Annotated in this window: 17 protein-coding genes; 10 read left to right on the top strand and 7 right to left on the bottom strand. The window is 63.6% G+C overall.

Features of this window, described 5'->3' with window-relative positions:
* The first annotated feature begins 56 nt into the window (after positions 1–56).
* The 6 genes from P0D73_RS20380 to P0D73_RS20355 all read left to right on the top strand — a co-directional run bounded on the left by P0D73_RS20380 (position 57) and on the right by P0D73_RS20355 (position 4,672).
* The gene (locus tag P0D73_RS20380; RefSeq protein WP_132382164.1) at positions 57–275 is read left to right on the top strand and encodes an oxidoreductase-like domain-containing protein; all 219 of its coding nucleotides are present in this window, start codon (positions 57–59) and stop codon (positions 273–275) included.
* A gap of 54 nt (positions 276–329) precedes the next feature.
* Complete coding sequence (locus P0D73_RS20375; RefSeq protein WP_408176978.1) at positions 330–1,199, top strand: NAD-dependent protein deacetylase; 870 nt, start codon at positions 330–332, stop codon at positions 1,197–1,199.
* A 31-nt stretch (positions 1,200–1,230) separates the two neighbouring features.
* Complete coding sequence (locus P0D73_RS20370; RefSeq protein ID WP_408176979.1) at positions 1,231–1,836, top strand: pyridoxamine 5'-phosphate oxidase family protein; 606 nt, start codon at positions 1,231–1,233, stop codon at positions 1,834–1,836.
* A gap of 31 nt (positions 1,837–1,867) precedes the next feature.
* The gene (locus P0D73_RS20365) at positions 1,868–2,500 is read left to right on the top strand and encodes a DUF938 domain-containing protein (protein WP_408176980.1); all 633 of its coding nucleotides are present in this window, start codon (positions 1,868–1,870) and stop codon (positions 2,498–2,500) included.
* Between the two features lie 178 nt (positions 2,501–2,678).
* Complete coding sequence (gene gnd, locus P0D73_RS20360; RefSeq protein WP_408176982.1) at positions 2,679–4,088, top strand: NADP-dependent phosphogluconate dehydrogenase; 1,410 nt, start codon at positions 2,679–2,681, stop codon at positions 4,086–4,088.
* A gap of 266 nt (positions 4,089–4,354) precedes the next feature.
* The gene (locus P0D73_RS20355; RefSeq protein WP_132382174.1) at positions 4,355–4,672 is read left to right on the top strand and encodes a DUF4148 domain-containing protein; all 318 of its coding nucleotides are present in this window, start codon (positions 4,355–4,357) and stop codon (positions 4,670–4,672) included.
* A gap of 154 nt (positions 4,673–4,826) precedes the next feature.
* On the opposite strand, the gene P0D73_RS20350 is transcribed toward P0D73_RS20355, so the two are convergent.
* Together P0D73_RS20350 and P0D73_RS20345 are read right to left on the bottom strand one after the other, a co-directional pair.
* On the bottom strand, positions 4,827–5,573 hold the full coding sequence (locus tag P0D73_RS20350; RefSeq protein ID WP_408176983.1) for a DUF2968 domain-containing protein: 747 nt from the start codon (positions 5,571–5,573) through the stop codon (positions 4,827–4,829).
* Between the two features lie 165 nt (positions 5,574–5,738).
* Complete coding sequence (locus P0D73_RS20345) at positions 5,739–6,059, bottom strand: hypothetical protein (RefSeq protein WP_132382178.1); 321 nt, start codon at positions 6,057–6,059, stop codon at positions 5,739–5,741.
* Positions 6,060–6,309: 250 nt separating this feature from the next.
* Here P0D73_RS20345 and P0D73_RS20340 point away from each other — a divergent pair, with 250 nt between their 5' ends.
* The 3 genes from P0D73_RS20340 to ltaE all read left to right on the top strand — a co-directional run bounded on the left by P0D73_RS20340 (position 6,310) and on the right by ltaE (position 8,701).
* Positions 6,310–6,621 carry a cupin domain-containing protein gene (locus tag P0D73_RS20340; protein WP_408176984.1) on the top strand — a complete coding sequence of 104 codons (312 nt, stop codon included), beginning with the start codon at positions 6,310–6,312 and terminating at the stop codon, positions 6,619–6,621.
* A 155-nt stretch (positions 6,622–6,776) separates the two neighbouring features.
* Positions 6,777–7,544 (top strand): peptidoglycan DD-metalloendopeptidase family protein, encoded by a 768-nt coding sequence (locus P0D73_RS20335; RefSeq protein ID WP_408176986.1) that lies wholly within the window; start codon positions 6,777–6,779, stop codon positions 7,542–7,544.
* A 149-nt stretch (positions 7,545–7,693) separates the two neighbouring features.
* Positions 7,694–8,701 carry a low-specificity L-threonine aldolase gene (gene ltaE / locus P0D73_RS20330; protein ID WP_408176988.1) on the top strand — a complete coding sequence of 336 codons (1,008 nt, stop codon included), beginning with the start codon at positions 7,694–7,696 and terminating at the stop codon, positions 8,699–8,701.
* A 232-nt stretch (positions 8,702–8,933) separates the two neighbouring features.
* Here the strand turns inward: ltaE and P0D73_RS20325 are convergent, their stop codons facing one another.
* Positions 8,934–10,301: an MFS transporter gene (locus P0D73_RS20325; RefSeq protein WP_408177225.1), complete on the bottom strand. Its 1,368-nt coding sequence runs from the start codon at positions 10,299–10,301 to the stop codon at positions 8,934–8,936.
* Between the two features lie 730 nt (positions 10,302–11,031).
* On the opposite strand from P0D73_RS20325, the gene P0D73_RS20320 reads away from it, so the two are divergent.
* Positions 11,032–13,485, top strand: coding sequence for a glycogen/starch/alpha-glucan phosphorylase (locus tag P0D73_RS20320; RefSeq protein WP_132382186.1), 2,454 nt, complete (start codon positions 11,032–11,034; stop codon positions 13,483–13,485).
* 93 nt (positions 13,486–13,578) lie between these two features.
* Here the strand turns inward: P0D73_RS20320 and P0D73_RS20315 are convergent, their stop codons facing one another.
* From P0D73_RS20315 to P0D73_RS20300, 4 genes are all read right to left on the bottom strand, one after another.
* Positions 13,579–14,670 carry a hypothetical protein gene (locus P0D73_RS20315; RefSeq protein ID WP_408176989.1) on the bottom strand — a complete coding sequence of 364 codons (1,092 nt, stop codon included), beginning with the start codon at positions 14,668–14,670 and terminating at the stop codon, positions 13,579–13,581.
* A 254-nt stretch (positions 14,671–14,924) separates the two neighbouring features.
* Positions 14,925–15,287, bottom strand: a complete 363-nt coding sequence (locus P0D73_RS20310) for a hypothetical protein (protein WP_132382190.1) — start codon at positions 15,285–15,287, stop codon at positions 14,925–14,927.
* 165 nt (positions 15,288–15,452) lie between these two features.
* A complete protein-coding gene (locus P0D73_RS20305) occupies positions 15,453–15,842 on the bottom strand; it encodes a DUF6232 family protein (protein WP_408176990.1) in 390 nt (129 codons plus the stop codon).
* Positions 15,843–16,192: 350 nt separating this feature from the next.
* Positions 16,193–17,023 carry an enoyl-CoA hydratase/isomerase family protein gene (locus P0D73_RS20300; RefSeq protein WP_408176991.1) on the bottom strand — a complete coding sequence of 277 codons (831 nt, stop codon included), beginning with the start codon at positions 17,021–17,023 and terminating at the stop codon, positions 16,193–16,195.
* Between the last annotated feature and the right edge of the window lie 364 nt (positions 17,024–17,387).

Below are 17,387 nucleotides of genomic sequence, written 5' to 3'. Positions count from 1 at the left end.
CGGCGCGAGATCAACTTATACTGATCGCTTCCCGCCTCGATGGAAAGCGATTCGCCGTGCCCCGAGCCACACCCAAGGACGACCCGCAACCGGTGCCGCCCGTGCAGCCCGATCTCGACGACTGTTGTCATAGCGGCTGCAATCCGTGTGTTTTCGATCTGTACGACGACGCGCTCGAACGTTATCGAACTGCGCTCGCCGAGTGGCAGGCGCGGCAAGCGCAGCAGACGCCACATACGGCAACGCGGCAGAGCAAGCCGCGTTCGCACCGTTGAACGGCGCTCGAGATTTAGCCTTGAGACCGCCGCAGCCCTTCACCATGCCCCGTCATGACCGACCTTCAGTCCGCGCCTCACGAACCCCTGAATGATTCGCACACGCTGGACGACCTGCATCGCTTCGTGCAGCGTTATCCGCGGCTGTTCGTGCTGACCGGCGCGGGCATCAGCACCGACTCCGGCATTCCCGGCTATCGCGACGACAAAGGCGAGTGGAAACGCTCGCCGCCCATCACGGTGCAGGAGTTTCTCGGCACGCTCGCCATGCGCCAGCGCTACTGGGCGCGCAGCATGGTCGGCTGGCCGGTGGTCGCGCACGCGCAGCCCAACGCCGCGCATACCGCGCTGGCCCGGCTCGAAGCGGCCGGCCACGTGCCGACGCTGGTGACGCAGAACGTCGACGGCCTGCATCAGCGGGCGGGCAGCCGCGAGGTGATCGAACTGCATGGCGGCATCGATGGGGTGACGTGTCTGGACTGCGGCATGCAACACTCGCGCGCGTCGATCCAGCAGACCCTTGAAGCCGACAATCCCGCGCTCCTGAACGTGACCGCCGAAACCGCCGCCGATGGCGACGCGCATCTCGAATGGCACGATCTCGGCGGCTTCCGTATTCCGGCGTGCTCGAACTGCGGCGGCTTGCTGAAGCCGGCGGTGGTGTTCTTCGGCGAAAGCGTGCCGAAGGAGCGCGTGGAGGCGGCCTCGCACGCGCTCGACGCGGCGGACGCCGTGCTGGTGGTCGGCTCGTCGCTGATGGTCTACTCCGGCTATCGCTTTTGCGTGTGGGCGCAGAAGCAGGGCAAGCCGGTCGTCGCGGTCAATCTGGGGCGCACGCGCGCCGACCCGCTCTTGTCTCTGAAAATCGCCGCCCCGTGCGCCGCCACGCTGACCGCGCTGGCCGGCCGCCTGGCGCTGGATTAAACCGGTCACACCGATATAAAAAGGAATGCCGATGTTGACGACGATCGCACAGCTCGAAGCCCTCTACGGTCAGCCGCACGAGCGCGCCGTGCGCAAAGAGATTTCATACATCAACGAGGACTATCGCGCGTTCATCGAAGTCGCGCCGTTCGCCGTGCTCGCGACCGCCGGACCGGAAGGCCTCGACTGTTCGCCGCGCGGCGACGCGCCGGGCTTCGTGCGCATCGTCGACGAACGCACGCTCGCGCTGCCGGACCGGATCGGCAACAACCGCCTCGACAGTCTGCGCAATATCATCGTCGAGCCGCGGCTCGCGCTGCTCTTCATCATTCCCGGCGTCGGCGAAAGTTTGCGCGTGAACGGCCGCGGCCGTATTACCAACGATCCGCACTGGCTGGACAGTTTCGCCGTCGAAGGTAAACTGCCGCGCACCGTGCTGCTGGTCGACGTGGACAGCGTCTATTTCCACTGCTCGAAAGCGTTGGTGCGCTCGAAACTGTGGGACCCGGCGCGGCACGTCGAACGTTCGCGGCTGCCGAGCGCCGGCGAGATTCATCGGCGCATCAACGGCGCGCAGTTCGACGCGGCCACCTACGATCGCGAACTCGCCGAACGCGTGCGCACGACCCTGTACTGAAACTGAAACCGAAGCTCAACCGAACCTGAACATGACAGATTCCCAATCGGCGTTGCGGCAACATTCGCCATCCGCTGAACGCAACCGCGAACCGATCCTCGCGGTGTTGCGTGCGGCGCTGCCGGTCATCGGCCGCGTGCTCGAAATCGCGAGCGGCACCGGCCAGCACGCGATCTGGTTTGCCCGCGCCATGCCCGGACTCGACTGGCAACCGAGCGACGCAGATGCCAGCGCGCGTGATTCGATCGCCGCGTGGACCGCGCACGAGGGGCTCGCGAACGTGCGCGCGCCGCTCGCGCTCGACGTGCATCAGCCGGACTGGCGCGTGGACACGCTCGACGCCGTGGTGTGCATCAACATGATTCACATCTCGCCGTGGAGCGCGGCGCAGGCGCTGTTCGCGGGCGCGAGCCGCCGTCTCGTCGATGGCGGTGTACTGTATCTGTACGGTCCTTACAAACGCGGCGGAGCGCATACTTCTCCGAGCAACGATGCATTCGATCAGCAGTTGCGCGGCCGCGATCCGGAATGGGGCGTGCGCGACATGGAAGCCGTGGTGGCGTTGGGCGCTTCAGTCGGACTCGTATGCGACGAGCCGATCGCGATGCCGGCCAACAATTTCAGTCTGGTGTTCAGGAAACGCGCGGACGCGGCGCGGGTCTGACGAACGTCAATGCAGGTTAAGCGCGGGTTGGACGCGGATTCAACGCACTGAAAAGCGCCGCCCGGTGTCCGCCAACGAGCGGCAAGCTGGCATTTCTTTTATTCTTTCACCCTCGACGTCGCACTGACGTTCTTTCCGGCGCGGCGTCACGACATTTTTTGGACTCTGGAGAATTCACATGGGCAAACAGGCAATCGGCGTGGTGGGGCTAGCGGTCATGGGCCGGAATCTGGCGCTCAACATCGAGAGCCGCGGCCACGCGGTATCGGTGTACAACCGTAGCCGCGAGAAAACCGACGAACTCATCGCCGAATATCCGGACAAGAAGCTGGTGCCGGCTTTCACGTTGGAAGAATTCGTGGAGTCGCTGGAAAAGCCGCGCCGCATTCTGCTGATGGTCAAGGCAGGCGAAGGCACCGACGCCACGATCAATCAGTTGAAACCGCTGCTGGACAAGGGCGACATTCTGATCGACGGCGGCAACACGCATTTCACCGACACCATCCGCCGCAACCAGGATCTCGCGAAGTCAGGTCTGCACTTCATCGGCACGGGCGTGTCGGGCGGCGAAGAAGGCGCGCTGAAAGGTCCGTCGATCATGCCGGGCGGCCAGCGCGACGCGTACGACCTCGTGGCCCCGATCCTCACCGAAATCGCCGCGAAGGCGCCGGACGGCGAGCCGTGCGTCGCTTACATGGGGCCGGACGGCGCGGGCCACTTCGTGAAGATGGTGCACAACGGCATCGAATACGGCGACATGCAACTGATCGCGGAAAGCTACGCGGTGCTCAAGCAGGTGGTCGGGCTGTCGAACGAAGAACTCGGCAAGGTCTATACCGAGTGGAATCAGGGCGAACTCGACAGCTACCTGATCGAAATCACCTCGAAGATTTTCAGCAAGAAAGATGACGAGACCGGCAAGGATCTGGTCGACGTGATTCTCGATCGCGCTGCGCAGAAGGGCACCGGCAAGTGGACCAGTCAGAACGCGCTCGATCTCGGCGCGCCGCTGCCGCTTATCACGGAAGCCGTGTTCGCGCGCGTGCTGTCGTCGCTGAAGACGCAGCGCGTGGCGGCGAGCAAGTTGCTGGAAGGGCCGCAGGTCAGGCCGCTCGGCGTCGAACGCGACGCCTATATCGAATCGGTGCGCCGCGCGCTGTATTTCAGCAAGGTGATTTCGTACGCGCAAGGCTTCGCGCAACTGCGCGCCGCCTCGGAAGAGTACAAGTGGGATCTGGACTACGGCACGATCGCGAAGATTTTCCGCGCCGGCTGTATCATCCGCGCCCGCTTCCTGCAAAAGATCACGGACGCTTATACGAAGGACAAGGCGATTGCCAATCTGCTGCTCGATCCGTATTTCCGAGATATCGCCAGGAATTATCAGGCGGCGTTGCGCGAGGTCGTGGTGGCAGCGGTCAACGCGGGCGTGCCGGTGCCGGCGTTCGCGTCGGCGATCGCGTATTTCGACGCGTATCGTTCGGAACGCCTGCCGGCGAACCTCGTGCAGGCGCAGCGCGATTTCTTCGGCGCGCATACGTTCGAGCGTATCGACAAGCCGGGCAGCTTCCACGCGAACTGGAGCTGAGCGTTTGAATCGCCGTCCGGCGCGCCCTTGCAGCAAGGCGCGCCGGCCTGTGAAAGCGCTTCAAACCCAGTTGATGAATTATTGCTGAAAGCCAGCGGACAGGTAGCGCGGCGGTTCGGTCCGTCTGCTACTGTTGCGAAATTCGAAATAGAGTTTCGTCGTTTTAGGGGTTTCCCCTAGGTGTCGACACTCCTAAACTTCTATTTAAGCGCTACGGCACAACAAGCCCACAGCGAATTAAAAAACAAGTTCTGGAGGTTTACATCATGAAGGCTCTTATCTCTGCAGTTGTCGTCGCCGCCGCTCTGGCCGCTCCTGTCGCTTCGTTTGCTCAATCGAATCAGCCGGTGACGCGCGCTCAAGTCCGCGCTGAACTGGTTCAGCTGGAAAAGGCCGGTTACAACCCGGTGGGCGATCACTTCGACTACCCGGCTAACATCCAGGCCGCCCAGGCACGTGTCGATGCGCAAAACGGTACCGCTCAAGCTGTGAACAGCGGCTACGGCGCACCGATCGCCGGCAGCTCGCAAGCTGGCCGTCCGGTGAGCAGCAACGACCGTAACTCGGTTTACTTCGGCAACTAATTTGCGCCGAAGCTGATGGAAATGCCGCTTGGCTCATAGGCGGCAAGCAAATAAAAACGCCGTCCGGATTGCCGGGCGGCGTTTGTCGTTTACGGCGCGGCGCGGGCGCCGGCATCCGACACGATGTTGGTGCGCGCTCGTCGACCCGCGATCCTCAACGATTGGGCAAATGCGGAATCGCTTCGTTGCTCGTCAGATTGAGCTGATGAATCTGCCGATGCGCCTTGTTCAGATGCGCCTGCGCGGCCACGCGCTGCGCTTCCAGTTGCGACACCTCTTTGCGCACCTGATGCTGCCGGTTCGACACCGCCTGCTCGTGCGTGCCGCGCCTTTGCAGATCGCTGCGCAGCCGCTCGGCCTGCGCCTCGGAGCGCGCGATCATGCGCGCGAGCTGTTCGTTCTGCGCCTCGAGTTGGGCGCGGCGGGTTTCGCCGTCCGCGAGCCGCGTCGCCTGCTCCTCGAAATGATGGAAGGCGGTTTGGGCGGCTTCGAGATCGGTGGCTTTCAGTGCGCGCCATAGCGAGCCGTCCTCATACAGGGCGACGTAGTAGGTCAGTTCCTTCGCATGGAAGAGCAGGCTGACCGAATAGTCGAAGCTGCGGAATACGCGAAACGGCGTCAACGCTTCCTCTTCGGCGAGCCATTCGACTTCGGCGATGTCGGCAATCTGCACGCCGCGCACGCCGACCTGTGCCGGCACCACCGGCACCGGCCGCAAGGTGCTTACCGGACGAACCGGCCTCGGTGCCGCGTCCAGCGCCGCGGAGCCGGCGGACGAGTCGTCGGCCGCTGCCGGTTCGTCGTCGTCGGACGAGGCGGGATCGGAGGCGCTCGCGCGCACGTCATGCACGAGATGCGACGGGCCTGCCAGCACGTGGCGGCGGTTCAGGAGACTTTTCACGGCGGTCCTCCGGTTGAGTCGCCCGAAATCCGCAAACGGCGCCGACAGTGAAGCGTGCCGGTTAGTCTGGCAGGCGAGCGGTGAGCGAAACATGGCGGACCGGCGGCGTTGGTGAACGGACGCCGGGGGTGCGCGGCAACCCGGATGCAATCCGCGTGCGTGGCTCTAATGCAGCGTGCGATGCCGGCGGCCTATTTCATCGAATAATGCGCGGCTCGGTTCGAGGGCGAGCAGCCAGGATTCGTCGTAGCCGCTCAGATTGTCGAGCGCCTCGCGCAGCCGCTCGATCGCCAAAGCGGGAATCTCGACGCTCGCCTCCACGCCGCTCGACAATCCCGCAATGCTGGCCAGTTGGACGAGGGCGTCGGCGGCTTCGGCCACGTCGGCGGCGAAGACCAGGTGCGTGTTCAGCAACTCGACCAGACCAGGCGACGCCGCGACATCGTCGACGTGGAGTTGCACGGCCAGAAAAGTGGCTTTGTTCATTCTCAACTCCCTCGCGGAATCAGTCGTTTTGCTTACGGCGCGTCGCGGCAGCATGACTGAGTATAGGCGAGGGCTCAAAGGATTCAATGCTCACACAAATCGGCCGCGCGGCCTGCTGACGACGGGCGAGCGGGCTAGCGCACCTATAATGGGGCCAGCCCGGAGGTGGTTCGCCCAAGGCCTGGCGGCCCGCTATGCACAATGGATCGCATGACTGGCCGGTGTCGTTTTTCTCAACTGCCTCGTGACCATGAAGATCATTCGCAGCAAGAATTTCACCGCGACGCGTGCCTGGGGCGCGCTCGATATCGCCAACATGGGCGGCATCACGACGCGCCTGCATTGGACCGATCAGCCTTATAAATGGCACGTCAACGACGGCGAGGAAGTGTTCGCCGTGCTCGATGGCCGCGTCGAGATGCGCTATCGCGAAGGTGGCGTCGAACAGTCGGCCATTCTGGAGACCGGCGACGTGTTCTACGCAACGGTCGGCACCGAACATGTGGCGCATCCGATCGGCGCGGCGCGCATTCTGGTGGTCGAGGCGGAAGGCAGCGTCTGAATGTTGGCGGACGGCCGATGCCATGCCGGCGCGGTTGTCGCCGCGCACGGCGGCATAATGGATAACCGTCGCCGCGCCCTCGAGACGAGCGGCACGGCAAATGCTTGGGCATCGATTGAATCCGATTGATTGAACAAAGTGTCGAGGAAAATCACATGACAAGACCATGGCAATTGACGGGGACCCGGTTGCTAACAGCGGCCGCGCTCGGCGTGATGTTCAGCGGCTGTACGACGATGCCGTGGGAGAGCACGCCGTTTTACAGCAGCACGCCTTCCGGCCCGACCACGCTCAGTACGGTTCCGGTTCCCGCCGGTTTCTACCGGGTCAATCCGGGCGACACGATCGGCGGGATTGCGTCGGCATATGGCCGCAAACCGCAGGAGGTCGCGGCGTGGAACGGCCTTGCGGCCAATGCCGCCGTTACGCCGGGCCAAGTGCTGCGAGTCTCTCCGCCGATGGCCTCGGGCAGTGTCGTGACGCCGCCGGTCGCCGTCGGGCCGAACGGTCCCGCTACGCCCGGCGCGCCCCCGGCATCCGCCGGACCGCAGCAAGGCGTGTTGCAATGGCCGGTCCGCGGCCCGGTGCTGAGAGCCTTCGCGCCGGGTAAATCGAACGGCATCGTGATCGGCGGACGTGCGGGCGATCCGGTCAAGGCAGCCGCTACCGGCCGCGTCGTCTATGCCGGCTCGGGTATCGAGGCGTACGGCCCGCTCATCATCATCAAGCACGACGACTCGCTGATCACCGCCTACGGGCAGAACAGCACGCTGCTCGTCAAGGAAGGCGACGCGGTCGCGCAGGGGCAAACCATCGGTGAAGTCGGAGTGGATAGCCGCGGTGTCGCGTCGATCCAGTTCGAGGTCCGCCAGAACGGCCAGCCGGTCGATCCGCTCGCGTGGCTGCCCAAGTCGGGCGGCTGAAGCTTCTTTTTAGCGCGATTTCAGCGCCGCGTTAATTGAATATACTGTGTGGCTAAACTGCCGGCGCCGTGTCCGCCCGTCGATACCGACGGCGCGGTGCGTCGACCGGCTGTCATAGGCTGTCATTCACAGGCGCACAGGAACACACAATGATCGATTTACGCAGCGATACCGTAACCCGTCCAACGCCGGCGATGCTCGCGGCCATGACGGCCGCCGAAGTCGGCGACGACGTCTGGGGCGACGACCCCACCGTGTTGCGTTTGCAGGCCACGCTCGCCGAACGCACCGGCAAGGAGGCCGGCCTGTTCTTCCCGAGCGGCACGCAAAGCAACCTGGCGGCCTTGATGGCGCACTGCGCGCGCGGGGACGAATACATCGTCGGCCAGTTGGCGCACACCTATAAGTATGAAGGCGGCGGCGCGGCGGTCCTCGGCAGCATCCAGCCGCAGCCGCTCGAAAATGCCGCGGACGGCTCGATCCCGCTGGAGAAGATCGCCGCCGCGATCAAGCCCATCGACAACCACTTCGCGCGTACGCGGCTGCTGGCGCTGGAAAACACCATCGGCGGCAAGGTGTTGCCGGCGGGGTACGTTGCCGAGGCGGTGCAACTTGCGCGTCAGCACGGCCTGTCCGCACATCTCGACGGCGCGCGTGTCTATAACGCGGCGGTCGCGTCGGGCAAGCCGGTTGCGGCGTTGTGCGAGCCGTTCGATTCGGTCTCGGTCTGTTTTTCGAAGGGGTTGGGCGCGCCGGTCGGCTCGGTGCTGGTCGGCAGCCGCGCGCTGATCGACGTGGCGCACCGCTGGCGCAAGGTGTTGGGCGGCGGCATGCGTCAGGCCGGCGTATTGGCGGCGGCGTGTCTCTACGCGCTGGATCACAACGTCGAGCGCCTCGCCGACGACCACGCGCATGCCGCGCATCTGGCAGCAGGTCTGGAAGCCATCGACCAGGTCAAAGTGCAGTCGGTCGCCACTAATATGGTGTTTGCGCAGTTTCCGCAGCAGCACTGCGCGCCGCTCGAAGCATGGCTCAAGGAGCGCGGCATTCTCACGCAGATGCTGTATGCGTCGCGATTCGTGACGCATAAGGACGTGTCGCGTGGGGATATCGATACGTTTATCGCCGCGGTGAAGGGGTATTTCGCGGCGCGGTGATGTTTGGGCGGAGCGCGGTCGAACTTAAGTTTTTAAACGGCCGCGCTCGCAAAAGTCTGGGCGCAAAGTTGGTCGGCAATGCGAGGTGAAGACTGAGGCACGGGAACGCCGCGTATCAATGCCGCTGGCAACAGCCGCAAAGCCGGATCGCAAGACGAGGCGCCGAACAAAAGCAGCAACGAGAATCAGCAAAACAAAGCGGACGCACTGTCACCCCAGCGCGCCCGCTTTTTCATTTCATCGACGCTTTCGCATGCGCCCCCGACCGATGCGACGGCGCCAGCAAACGCAGGCCGCTCGCGAGGCTCGCCGCGCCCGCGAAGAAAGCGCCGGTGCTCAGCGCCAGCGTCGGCCCATGCCGCCCGGCAATCCCGAAGCTCAACGCGACGAGCGCCGCGCCGGTGGTCTGCCCAAGCAGCCGCGCGGTCGCGACAATGCCGCTTGCGCCGCCGCTGCGCTCGGGCGGCGCGCTCGCCATCAACGCCTTCAGGTTCGGCGACTGGAAGAAACCGAAGCCCGCGCCGCAAATCGCCATGCGGATGCCGATGTCGAGAACGTGCGGATGCACCGGCAGGAGCGCCAGCGACGCCATCCCCGCCGACATCACCGCGAGACCGATCGCGCCGAGCAGTCCCGGCGGATAGCGGTCGGACAGGCTGCCCGCCAGCGGCGCGGCCAGCGCGACCACCACGGGCCACGGCGTCATCAGAAAGCCGGTTTCGACCTGGCTGCGATGCAGCACGTCCTCGAAGTAGAACGGCAGCGAGACGAACGCCAGCCCTTGCGCGGCGAACGAGCAAACCGCCGTCACCGCCGACAGCGCGAACACCGGCCGCTTGAACAGATCGACGGGCAGCATCGGCGCCGGATGGCCCGCTTCGCGGCGAATCAGCAGCAGACCGAACACCACGGCAATCGCCGCCGCGCTCAGCACCAGTTGCGTCGAGGCGCGCTGGGCCGCCTCGCCGAGCGCGAAGATCAACGCGGCGAAGGTGATGACGTTCAGGAGCGCCGCGACCGGATCGAAGTTGTGCTTGCCGCGCTCGGTGTGCGGCAACGCCGGCCACGCGAAGCCCAACGCCAGCAGGCCGAGCGGCACGTTGACCGCAAACAGCCACGGCCACGCGGCCACGGACAGAATCAGCGACGCCACCGTCGGCCCGACTGCGAACGACACGCCGACGATCAGCGCGTTGGTGCCCAGACCGCGTCCGAGCCGGTGCGGCGGAAACAGATAGCGGATCAGCGCGGTGTTCACGCTCATGATCGCGCTCGCGCCGAGGCCTTGCAGGACGCGCGCGGCGGCCAGCAGCGGCAGCGTCGTCGCTAGCGAGCACGCCAGCGAAGCCAGTGTGAAAAGCGCAATGCCGCCGATATAGATCCGCCGATGCCCGACGATATCGCCGAGCGCGGCGAGCGGCAGCAGCGTCGCGACCATCGCGAGCTGATACGCATTGATGATCCACACCGACGCCGCCGGTGCCGCATGCAGGTCCGCGGCAATGGCGGGCAGCGCGGTGTTGGCGATGGCGGTATCGAGCGTGGCGAGCGCGACGGCGAGCATGATCGCGGCCATCGCGCGGCGGTTGGCGGCGGACATCGGAACGTCCGCGGGGAAGGGCTGGGCGGCGGTGGCGCTGGGTTTGTCGGACAAGGCGGTGGTTCGTCGGGTTGAGCATGCCCGCGCGCAGCCGGACGAGTCGAGGCGCGCGGCGCGGGAGTGGCAGGAGTTGCGAGGCGTGTGGCGCGTTGGCCCGAATCCAGCGTTTGACGCGTTTCAGGCGGGGCGCGCAACGAATGTAGTGATTGTTACAGAGACGCGGAAATCGTGCTGGGACCTGGGCGGAGAGGGTGCTGATCACGCGGTCATTAATGCAACTAACGGTCAAGCCCGCCGCCATCCGCGAACTGCTGCGCGCTCGCGGTGTCACATGCCATTCCGGCACAATCGCTTAGCAGACGAGGCGCTTCCATTTGACCACGCACCGGCCCATCGGCTCATTCATCCGCGCGTCACGCGGCGAAAAAATAATGGCGTTGCCTTCCATTCAATGCGCATTGGACGATTCGCAATCGTTTGCCTGTTTTGCGCAACCGATGCACGCGCGCAGTGCCACGCACACGTGGCTTGCACCTCGCGCGTGCGAAAAAACGCCGCGCCGGCTGATGTCGGTAGGCATGGCATGTGCGTAACCAAGCGCTCGCGCTCGCCAGTGTCCGGTGGTCGTAAAATGTCGTACTCTGCTTCTTAACCCGCCTGACCGGCACGCGCCTCCCGCCCGTCATCTGTGCGGTTCGCGTATGTCGCGTCTTTTTTCCCGGAGGCTTCGATGACAGCCGTCGATCTGGAATTCGACCAGCTCAACAGTACCGTCGACGCGCTACGGCGCTCAATTTCCAATCGCATGATGTACGGCGTCGGCAAGGACGCCGTCACCGCGCATCCGCATGACTGGCTGCACGCCGCGGCGCTTGCCGTGCGCGACCGGCTGGTCGCGCGCTGGATGAAGACCACGCGCCTGCAATACGAACAGGACGTGAAACGCGTCTACTACCTGTCGATGGAATTCCTGATCGGCCGGACGTTTACGAACGCCTTGCTCGCTCTCGGCATTCATGACCAGATGAAGGAAGCGCTCGCGAGTCTCGGCGTCGACATGGATGCGCTGACCGATATCGAGCCGGACGCCGCGCTCGGCAACGGCGGCCTCGGCCGGCTGGCGGCCTGCTTTCTCGATTCGATGGCGACGCTCGGCATTCCGGGTTTCGGCTACGGCATTCGTTACGAATACGGCATGTTTCGTCAGCAGATCGTCAACGGCGAGCAGGTCGAAGCGCCGGACTACTGGTTGCGCGCGGGTAATCCGTGGGAGTTTCCGCGGCCCGAGATCAAGTACATGGTGCACTTCGGCGGCCGCACGGTACAGCGTGGCGAGCATGTCGAATGGATTGACACAGAGCACGTGAACGCCACCGCGTACGACACCGTCATTCCGGGTTACGCAACCGACGCGACCAACACGCTGCGCCTGTGGTCCGCGCGCGCGACGGAAGAACTCGATCTCGGCGCGTTCAATCGTGGTGACTACCGCAACGCGGTCGACACGAAGAACATGTCGGAGAACGTCTCGCGCCTGCTGTATCCGGACGACTCGACACCGGCCGGCCGCGAGTTGCGTCTGCGGCAGGAATACTTTTTCGTCTCGGCGACCATGCAGGATCTGATTCGCCGCTATCAGCGCACGCACAGCACGTTCGGGCGCTTCTCCGAAAAAGTGGCGGTGCATCTGAACGATACGCACCCCGTGCTGGCGATTCCCGAGTTGATGCGTTTGCTGGTGGATGTCCACCATCTGCAGTGGGACAAGGCATGGAAGCATGTCACGCAGATCTTCTCGTACACGAATCACACGCTGATGCCCGAAGCGCTCGAAACGTGGGACGTGGAGATGCTCGCGCGCCTGTTGCCGCGGCACCTCGAGATCATCTTCGAGATCAACGCGCAATTTCTCAAGCACGTCAGCGAGCAGTCGGGTCATGACGCCGAGATGATCCGCCGCATTTCGCTCGTCGACGAATACGGGCAGCGGCGCGTGCGTATGGCGTATCTGGCGATCGTTGCGAGCCACAAGGTGAACGGCGTCTCGAAGCTGCATTCGCAACTCATGACGCGCGATATCTTCGCCGACTTCGCGCGCATCTATCCGGACCGCTTTACCAACGTGACCAACGGTATCACGCCGCGCCGCTGGCTCGCGCAGGCGAGCCCGTCGCTGTCGTCGCTGATCGATCAGCAGATCGGCAAGCATTGGCGCAGCAATCTGTTCGAACTGGAGCAACTGCGCAACCTGCGCACGGACAGTGGCTTTATCGAGGCCTTCCGCGAAGCGAAGCGGCAAAACAAATTGCGGCTCGTGCACCGTCTCGCGCATCACACGAAACTGCATTTCGATCCGGATGCGCTGTTCGATCTGCAGGTCAAGCGCATTCACGAATACAAGCGGCAACTGCTCAACGTGCTGCACGTGATCGTGCGGTACAACCAGATTCGCGCGAATCCCGAGCGCGACTGGGTGCCGCGCGTGGTGATGTTCGCCGGCAAGGCCGCGTCCGCGTACCGGATGGCGAAGACGATCATCAAGCTGATCGGCGACGTCAGCGAGAAGGTCAATCACGACCCGCTAGTGGGCGACCGCCTGAAAGTGGTGTTCGTGCCGAACTACGGTGTGAGCGTGGCGGAGTTGATCATTCCGGCCGCCGATCTGTCGGAGCAGATTTCGATGGCCGGCACGGAGGCGTCGGGCACCGGCAACATGAAGCTCGCGCTCAACGGCGCGTTGACGATCGGCACGATGGACGGCGCGAATATCGAAATCTGCGATGCGGTGGGCCGCGAGAACATCTTCATCTTCGGCCACACCGCCGACGAAGTGGACAACCTGCGCGCCACCGGCTACCGGCCGCGGCAAATCTACGAAGAAAACGCGGAACTGCGCACGGCGCTCGACCAGATCCGCACGGGCTTCTTCTCACCGGATGATCCGCTGCGCTTCTCGGATATTTTCCACACGCTGGTCGATTGGGGCGATCACTACATGGTGCTCGCCGATTTCGCCGCGTTCGCCAAGGCGCAGGACGAGGTGGACGCCCGCTTCGTCGACAAGCGCGCGTGGGCCGAAAGCGCGATCGAGAATGTGGCGGGCATGGGTCAGTTTTCGTCGGATCGCACGATCGGCGAATATGCACGCAATATCTGGCATGTGAATCCGCTGAATATCGAATAGCAGACGCTTGCCTCGTTTCAGTCTCGGAGTGGAAAGGCCGTGCGATTGTTGATGAATCGCACGGCCTTTTTTTACTGGCTGCTGCCAGTGTGGCTACTGCGCGAACTGCTCGACGCCGTTCGCGGCACGCAGGCCCATCTGGCCATGCGGGAAGTCGAACAGCACGTCGATATTCTGCATGCCCATCAGGCCGATCACGATGCGGTCGGCGCCCGGTTTCGCCTTGACGATCGTCACTTGCGCGCCTTCATAGCGATGCACCCATTTGCCCGTGCCGACCGCCGCGTTGTAGTTGCCCTGATTGAGCACCTTGCCCGCTTCGTCGTCGCCGGTCCAGTTCGGCGCCTTGTCCATTTCGACGCGGATCATGTCGGTGCTCGCCGTGGCGAACACCAGCGGCGCGCAAAAGGTCATCTTGTCGCCGACGTTCACGCAACCTCTCGGCCATTGCGCGGTGCCGTCTTGGGGGACAGTCAACGGCACCATCGTGTAGTCCTTCGTGATCGCGCTCGACGGACTCAGCACCAGGTAAGGTTTCGCAAAGTTCGAGTGCACCAGATAGCGCTGACCGATATTGCCGGGCAACGCGCGCAGCGGTTGCGTGCAGCACGTGTCATCAGATTGCGCCGCGCCAACGCCGAACAGACCCGAGAACGCCCAGCCGAATTCACCGGTGTAGCCGTCCATGCCTACGCAGCGCCGGGCGTTGGGCTGACAGTTCACCATTTCGACGGCTTGTACGTCGATCTGCGCCGGCTTCGTGCCCGCGAGACTCATCGGCAGTTTCACGGCCGCGCCGGAAACTTGCGCGCCGTTCGCCAAAGGCAGCGAACTCGATGGACCGGCGTTCGGATAATTTGTGGCCGGCAAGACCGACTTCAGCACGCGCACGCCCTGCGTGCCCGTGTCCAGTGCGACATACACCGGCTTGCCATCGAGTTGGATCGGTAGGCCGAGGCGCGCGTGACCTGCGTCGACGCGCTCCACTTGCAGCGGAATCAGCAGACCGTCCTGGCCGCCGTTGATCAGGGAGGCGGTTGGCGCGGGCGGCGTGGGCGTGGGGAAGGTGACGGCGCAGCCGCTGAGTGCGGCGAGCGCCCCGGTCACGACAAGCGCGGCCGCGCTGGAATGACGCAGGGCGAGGCGTAAATGCCGGCGCGCGGTATCGAGAGACGACAGGAACATAGATCACACGCTTTGCAAAAAGGCGGGTCCCTGACGAAGGCGAGGCATCGCACGCTGTGAGGCGGACGGCACGAGCGGCAATCTGGCTGGATTGGCCGTGGCGTGGGCGGTGAAACCGGGACGCTTGCGAACCTGCGGAAGGGAACACGCGATAACAGGAGCGGCGACTCTACATGGCCGCTCGGGTGCAATTGCAAAGATGTGTGAAGGCGCGGGCGCGGCAGGCAACCGGCCCGTGCACGTGTCGATCTACATCAATAGTCGCGCGGACGCCGGATCACGGTTGATTGCGCGCGGCCGAGCGTGGCGCGATCGAGTTTGACGGTCAGCAGGCCGATCACGTCTTCGAGGGTGCGCGAGGTGACTTCGACGCGGAAGGTCACGCGCTCGCGTTGCTGGTCGATGGTGACGACATAAAGACGCAGGTCGTCGCCGAGCGCGGCGTGCAACGCGCGCCGTCCGTCGGCCGACGACCTGCCGGGCACGGTGACGTCGATAATGACGAGTGGCACGACGATATGCGTGCGGCGAGCCATGTGCGGCGCTTGCGGCGCGCGCTGGGTGCGCGAGGACGTGCGCGTGATGGGGAGATCGGACGTGGCGACGGAGGGGGGCATAGGGTTGCGCCGACCCGGCGGGCGGCGCGCGTTGTTGGCACCCGCCCACAATAACGGCGCGCGTCTCAAGGAAGCGCAAAAGCTGCCGCGCGGCGAATTAAAATTGTGTTAACGCGCGGACTGCGTGTGGTGTGGTAACGCGGCAAACAGCGGCGAACCGCGGCATCAAACCTTCGGCGCCGCAGCCGTGGCCTTCGCCTCGTTCACGGCCACGCCGACGCGTTCGACGAAATCGCGATCGGTGCTCGACAGCGCTTCGCGATCGCCGTTCGCCGTTCGCACCATCAGACGATGCGTGATGTCCTGGGTCAGCCAGGTGAGCCAGCCGACCACGACCAGCATCGTGCCGCACACCATGCCGACCGGCGAGCGCAATATCGCGCCGACAATAGCGCCGGCGAGTCCAAGCAGCGAAATCGTGAGCGGCAAGACCTTGTTCTTCGGCACGGTGACGACCCGCACGTCCACGATATCGCGCAGCGGAAAGACCTGGCCGGCGGACGAAAGTGCGTTGCGCGTGACCGACACGCCACGATCATTGAAAGGGGTTTCCATCGAGTCGAATGCAAGCGGTAGCAAAGGCCGCAGCGTACCAGACTTCGAATGTCGAAAGTTACGGGGCCTTTCGCCGGCTCACAGGCTGACTGCGCAAGGGGAGCGTGCGCAGTCGGCTCAAACCTGCAATCACTGGATTTTTCTGCCCGCATGGTGCGGGCGATCTTCGAGCGCTGCTGGCAATTAGTCGCAACTAGTCGTTATCGTTTCACGCTTCGGAAGTAAGGCTCCCTGGGCGACCATTAGTCACGGGCTACGTAGACGATCGGGCGTACATCCCGGATTCCCATATGCAAAGCGGCGCCATTCCACCGATGGCGCCACTTGGGGGCGTGAAGTCGTAGGCTTGCTTATCGCGCCTCGTGCCCGACGTGATGACCCAGCCGAAGCTCGAAGTCGCCTTCCTTCTGCAGACCTTTCTCGTACATTTTGCCGATCAGAGCCTGCGTTTCCGGCCAGGAGGTCGTGCCGATGAAGGCCTGATTCGAGGACCAGCGCTCCGCTTCGGACGGAATGCCGGCGCGCGCATTGACGAGCTTCTTCGCCAGTTCGAGCGCGCGCTTTTCGAAGCTCGCGACACGCCGGGCAAAGTTATCGACGAAAGCGTCCAACTCGGCGTCAGGAATCGAGCGATTCACCCAACCATATTTCTCCGCGGTGTCGGCGTCGAAATCGTCCGCGCCGCAGATGATTTCCAGCGCGCGTGAGCGACCGGCCAGAGCGGAGAGCCATTCGGTTGCGCCGCCGCCGGGGACCACCGCCACGCCAACTTCGACCTGTGCGAGCACAGCCCTTTCCTTCGACGCGAAACGCATGTCGCATGCCAGGGCGAGTTCCGAGCCGTGGCCGCGGGCGCGCCCACGAAGCTTGGCCACGCTGACGACCCGCGATTGCGCCAGCCGGGTGACGAATTTCGGCCACGCGCTAAATTCAGCGGCGCCCGGTTGTTCCGGGATGACCTCGCCACGATCGAGATCGTAGTGCGCAACGAAGTAGTCGGGGTTGGCACTTTCAAAGACAACAACCTTCAGATCACGGTCGGCGTCGATCTTGTCCATCAGGACATTGAGTTCCGCGAACATCTCCGGGTCGTAGAGATTGATTGGCGGATTCTCGATGATCACGCGCCAATAGCTGGGGGTCACAGTGTCGATCGACAGTCGGTTCTGGTTGGAAGTCATGTGTTTCTCCAAGTGATTTTACGGCCGAGCCACGTTGGCAAGAGGTCCGTTATCTGGTTTCGTTATGAAACCATGTGGAGGAGCGTAACAACAATGGTTTAGTAACGCAACCAGTTCGTAGGGGAAATTCTGGAATGGTATGTTGTCGATTTGGAGGGTGGTAACCGTGGAAAAATGGGGTAATTAAAGGACATTAGATCTATTTCGTGCATAATTGTCATGCACGAAAATCATCTCGTTGTGGTTGTATAACAAGACTAGATACAATAAGATCAAACCGAATTGATCGATCATGCACCGAGAGGCAATCGATCCGACGCTGGATTGGCTTCAGTGATTTTTTAGCTTAGAGGAAGAGAGCAAT

This window comes from Paraburkholderia sp. RL18-101-BIB-B (assembly GCF_046026985.1).
In the GTDB taxonomy this organism is placed as follows: domain Bacteria; phylum Pseudomonadota; class Gammaproteobacteria; order Burkholderiales; family Burkholderiaceae; genus Paraburkholderia.
Note: the sequence above shows the minus strand (reverse complement) of the source record. Positions and strands in the feature narration are given on the sequence as shown.